The sequence below is a fragment of the Pseudomonas putida genome (assembly GCF_001941965.1).
Taxonomy (GTDB): Bacteria; Pseudomonadota; Gammaproteobacteria; order Pseudomonadales; family Pseudomonadaceae; genus Aquipseudomonas; species Aquipseudomonas putida_L.
In genome coordinates, this window is record NZ_MKZO01000063.1 from 1 (window position 1) to 3,645 (window position 3,645).

At 62.1% G+C, this 3,645-nt stretch carries 5 protein-coding genes; all 5 read right to left on the reverse strand.

Annotation, left to right across the window (positions count from 1 at the left end):
- Positions 1-147: 147 nt before the first annotated feature.
- Positions 148-1,143, reverse strand: a complete 996-nt coding sequence (locus PSEMO_RS27385) for a zinc transporter ZntB (RefSeq protein WP_075806018.1) — start codon at positions 1,141-1,143, stop codon at positions 148-150.
- A gap of 28 nt (positions 1,144-1,171) precedes the next feature.
- Positions 1,172-1,660: a ribonuclease E activity regulator RraA gene (gene rraA, locus PSEMO_RS27390; RefSeq protein WP_075806019.1), complete on the reverse strand. Its 489-nt coding sequence runs from the start codon at positions 1,658-1,660 to the stop codon at positions 1,172-1,174.
- Between the two features lie 97 nt (positions 1,661-1,757).
- Positions 1,758-2,057 (reverse strand): Rieske (2Fe-2S) protein, encoded by a 300-nt coding sequence (locus PSEMO_RS27395; RefSeq protein ID WP_075806020.1) that lies wholly within the window; start codon positions 2,055-2,057, stop codon positions 1,758-1,760.
- Positions 2,058-2,102: 45 nt separating this feature from the next.
- Entirely contained in the window at positions 2,103-3,101 is a 999-nt protein-coding gene (locus PSEMO_RS27400) for an alpha/beta fold hydrolase (protein ID WP_075806021.1), read from the reverse strand.
- Between the two features lie 242 nt (positions 3,102-3,343).
- Positions 3,344-3,645, reverse strand: a 302-nt coding sequence (locus tag PSEMO_RS27405; RefSeq protein WP_305955609.1) for a putative PEP-binding protein, incomplete at its 5' end; no start/stop codon positions are given.

Consider the following 3,645-nt stretch of genomic DNA (forward strand, 5'->3'; position numbering starts at 1 on the left):
CAGGGTTCGCGGCCAGCCACAAGTTTTATGACCGACACGGTCACTGTGGGAGCTGGCTTGCCAGCGATTGCGGTGGTGCAGCCACTATCGTAATCGCGGGTGAACCCGCTCCCACAGGGTTCGCGGCGTGCTTTGATCAGCATGAGGTCAGACCCACCGCAACCGGCGGAACAGCCACCATTGACCAAGGGCCAGGCCAACGACCAGCAGACTGGCATAAAGGAAGCCATACGGACTCTCAGACCCGGGAATGCCACCCACATTGATGCCCAGCAACCCGGTCAGGAAACTCATCGGCAGGAAAATGCAGGTAATGATCCCGAACCGATACATCGTCCGGTTCATCCGCTCATTCAACCGTCGATCCTCACTCTCCAGCACCAGCGCCACCCGCTCCCGGGTCAGTTCCAGCTCTTCGAGATAACGAATCAGGCTGTTGGTCAGCTCGTTCCAGTAGTCGGCATCGTCTTCGCAGAACCAAGGCCATTTATTGCGCGCCAGTTGCGCATAGATCTCCCGCTGCGGCGCAAGAAACCGCCGCAAGCCAGCAGCGCGGCGACGCATCTGCTGCAAGGCACCATGATCAGGCGCATAACGCTCGTCAGCCTCGAGCTTCTCTTCCTCGTCATCCACCAGCTCGGAAAGATCCGACACCACCGCCTGGATCTTGTCTGTCAGCAACTGCGCCAGCCCCAGCAACAACTCCGAGGCCGTACGCGGTCCACGCCCCTCGTCCAGTTGCTGCAACAACTCATCGGTCGCCCTTAACGGCCGCAGGCGCAGCGAGATCACCCGCTGCGCCTGGGCAAAGATACGCACCGAGACCATGTCTTCAGGCTCGGCACCGGGATTCAGGTTGATGCCACGCAGAAAGAGGAGCATCTGCGCATCCGGCAGCGGCAACATGCGCGGCCGGGTGTTTTCTTCCAGCAGCAGGTCGCAGGAGAACTCATTGAGCCCGCTGTCCTGGCGCAACCAGGTCTGGGTCTGCGGATGCCCGCGGTCCCAGTGCAGCCAGAGGCTTTCCTCCGGCTGCAACTGCAGGGCATCGAGTTCTGTCCGAGCGATGGAACGCGCACCGCCCCTGCCATCGAGAACCAGGGCATGAACCAGCCCCCACTGCGCGTTTTCTTCCTCGAACATCCTTACTCCATCGTCCTGTCTTAAGGGATTACTCAGGCATCTTCAGCGGGCTTGGCGAGATGATCACGCCATTGTTGTCCGCATACACATACTGCCCAGGGTGGAAAGTGACACCCGCGAAGGTCACCGCGACATTGAGGTCGCCGATGCCGCGCTTGTCGGTCTTCATCGGGTGGCTGGCCAGGGCCTGCACGCCGACGTCGGTCTGCACCAGGACGTCCACATCGCGCACGCAACCGTAGATCACCAGGCCTTCCCAGCCATTCTTCGCCGCCTTCTCGGCGAGCATGTCGCCCAGCAGCGCACGGCGCAGCGAACCGCCGCCGTCGACCACCAGGACCTTGCCCTTGCCGTCGAGCTCCACCTGCTCCTTGACCAGCGAGTTGTCCTCGAAGCACTTGATGGTGACGATCTCGCCGCCGAACGAATCGCGACCGCCGAAGTTGCTGAACATCGGCTCCAGCACCTGCACCAGCTCAGGGTAGGCGTCGCACAAATCAGGCGTTACGTAATGCATGGGAAAACTCCTGTCAGAACCAAGATGGATGAATGTCGGAATTCACGATCACTGAAACGGACGAAATCTGGCAATACGGCTTTAGACCAGATCCAGCCTACAGGTCAATGCCGATGCGGTCACCCTCGTAGGCCAGCTTGAACAGGTTCAAGGCCGGACACCCCGGCTGCAAGGCCCGGCCGGAAGACAGGTTGAACGCCAGACCATGACGCGGGCAACGCAATACATCGCCCTCAAGCGTGGCCTGTGCCAGCGGCGCGCCCTGGTGGGGGCAACGGTCTTCGAGCAGCACCGGGCGGTTATCCACAACCAGGAGCAACAACCCTTGGCCGTTGACCCGAAAGGTCTTGCGGTAACCGTCCTGCAGATTGATCAAACGCTCGAGGGCAACGAACATGGCGAAAACTCAAAAAGTGACCATAAACCCGAAAAACGTCACATCTTAGCCGCTAACCGGCTCCGGAGAAACTTCCTCGGTGGCCGGACGCTCGACCATCGACAACGGATCACGCAACCAGCGCTCCACCAGCGGCCAGACTTGGGTCTGCGCAGGCTTGCTCACCAGCATATCCACATGGCCGAAGTTGTCGAATCCGTGGGCCACGCCGAGGGTGACAAAGCGCTTGTCCTCGCTGCCGATCTGCTCGAACAGCTTGCGACAGGCCCAGACCGGGTCCTGGAAGTCCCCTGCCCCGCCCACGGCCAGCACTGGCACGCGGACTTCGGCCAGACCGGCCCACCAGTCGCGGTCCTTCTCGCCGAAACGCCCGAACAGGCCGAACCAGCGCATGCTTTCTATGGCCAGGCCAATCGGCTCGTCTTCCGGCCCGCGCTTGAGGCGTGAACCGGAAATATGCGGGAAGCGCTTGAGCAGCAGACGGCTGCCCCACTCCACCGGCGGGATCTTCAGCGGCCAGTAGGTGCGGCTGACCTGGGTGCCGAAAAAGGCCGCGCTGGCGATCAGCGACTCGTCCAGGTAGCGCCCGCCCAGGGCTGCGGCCAAGGTGGTGCCGCCGAGGGAATGGCCGAGCCAGTGCGCCGGCTGCCCGGTTATTTCATTAATAAAGGCGGCGATGGCTGGCAGGTCGTAGCCCGCGTAATCGGCCACGCGGTTGCGCGCATAGTCGCGATTGCGCGGCGACAGGCCGTGGCCGCGCATTTCCGGAATCCAGACATCGAAGCCGGCGCGCGCCAGCGTGGCGCCCAGGCCAATGCCTTTGGGCGAGAACCAGAAGCGCCGGTTGGAAAAGCTGCCGTGCAGAAGGATCACCGGCACGCCCCGGGCCTGTTCCTGATCGGCCAGGCCAAGGCGGGTCAGCGCCAGCTCGACACTCGGGTCAGGGCTGTTGCCGGCCTTCAGGCGGTAGACGTCCTCGCTCAGGTCGCCGCAACGTTCGGCCCTGAGCAGGGCTACGGGAAATAGGGAACTGCTGCTTTGCATAGGTTTCTTGCACGAAAAAGGGCGCGGCTGCGCTTGATGCCTGTCAGTTAAGCCAATTGGGGCCGCTTTGCGGCCCTTCGCGAGCAAGCTCGCTCCCACAGGATTTGTGCATACCTTGTGGGAGCGAGCTTGCTCGCGAAGGGCTGCAAAGCAGCCCCAAAACGCTCACTGAACACACCCTGAATAAAAAGCAAAGCGCCGGCATCCCCAAGAGGAATGCCGGCGCCTATCCCACTACCAGATCAAGCCGGAGCCTGACCCTCAGCCAGGAAGAACCAGGTTTCCAGCACCGAGTCCGGGTTCAGGGACACGCTTTCGATGCCCTGTTCCATCAGCCACTTGGCCAGGTCCGGGTGGTCCGAAGGACCCTGACCGCAGATCCCGATGTACTTGCCCGCCTTGTTGCACGCTTGAATCGCGTTGGCCAGCAGCTTCTTCACCGCCGGATTCCGCTCATCGAACAGGTGCGCGATGATCCCGGAGTCGCGGTCCAGGCCCAGGGTCAGCTGGGTCAGGTCGTTGGAGCCGATGGAGAAGCCGTCGA

Excerpts from the sequence above, each read along its gene's own strand:
- PSEMO_RS27385 (WP_075806018.1), bottom strand. The coding sequence starts at position 1,143 with ATGTTCGAGGAAGAAAACGCGCAGTGGGGGCTGGTTCATGCCCTGGTT.
- rraA (WP_075806019.1), bottom strand. The coding sequence starts at position 1,660 with ATGCATTACGTAACGCCTGATTTGTGCGACGCCTACCCTGAGCTGGTG.
- PSEMO_RS27395 (WP_075806020.1), bottom strand. The coding sequence starts at position 2,057 with ATGTTCGTTGCCCTCGAGCGTTTGATCAATCTGCAGGACGGTTACCGC.
- PSEMO_RS27400 (WP_075806021.1), bottom strand. The coding sequence starts at position 3,101 with ATGCAAAGCAGCAGTTCCCTATTTCCCGTAGCCCTGCTCAGGGCCGAA.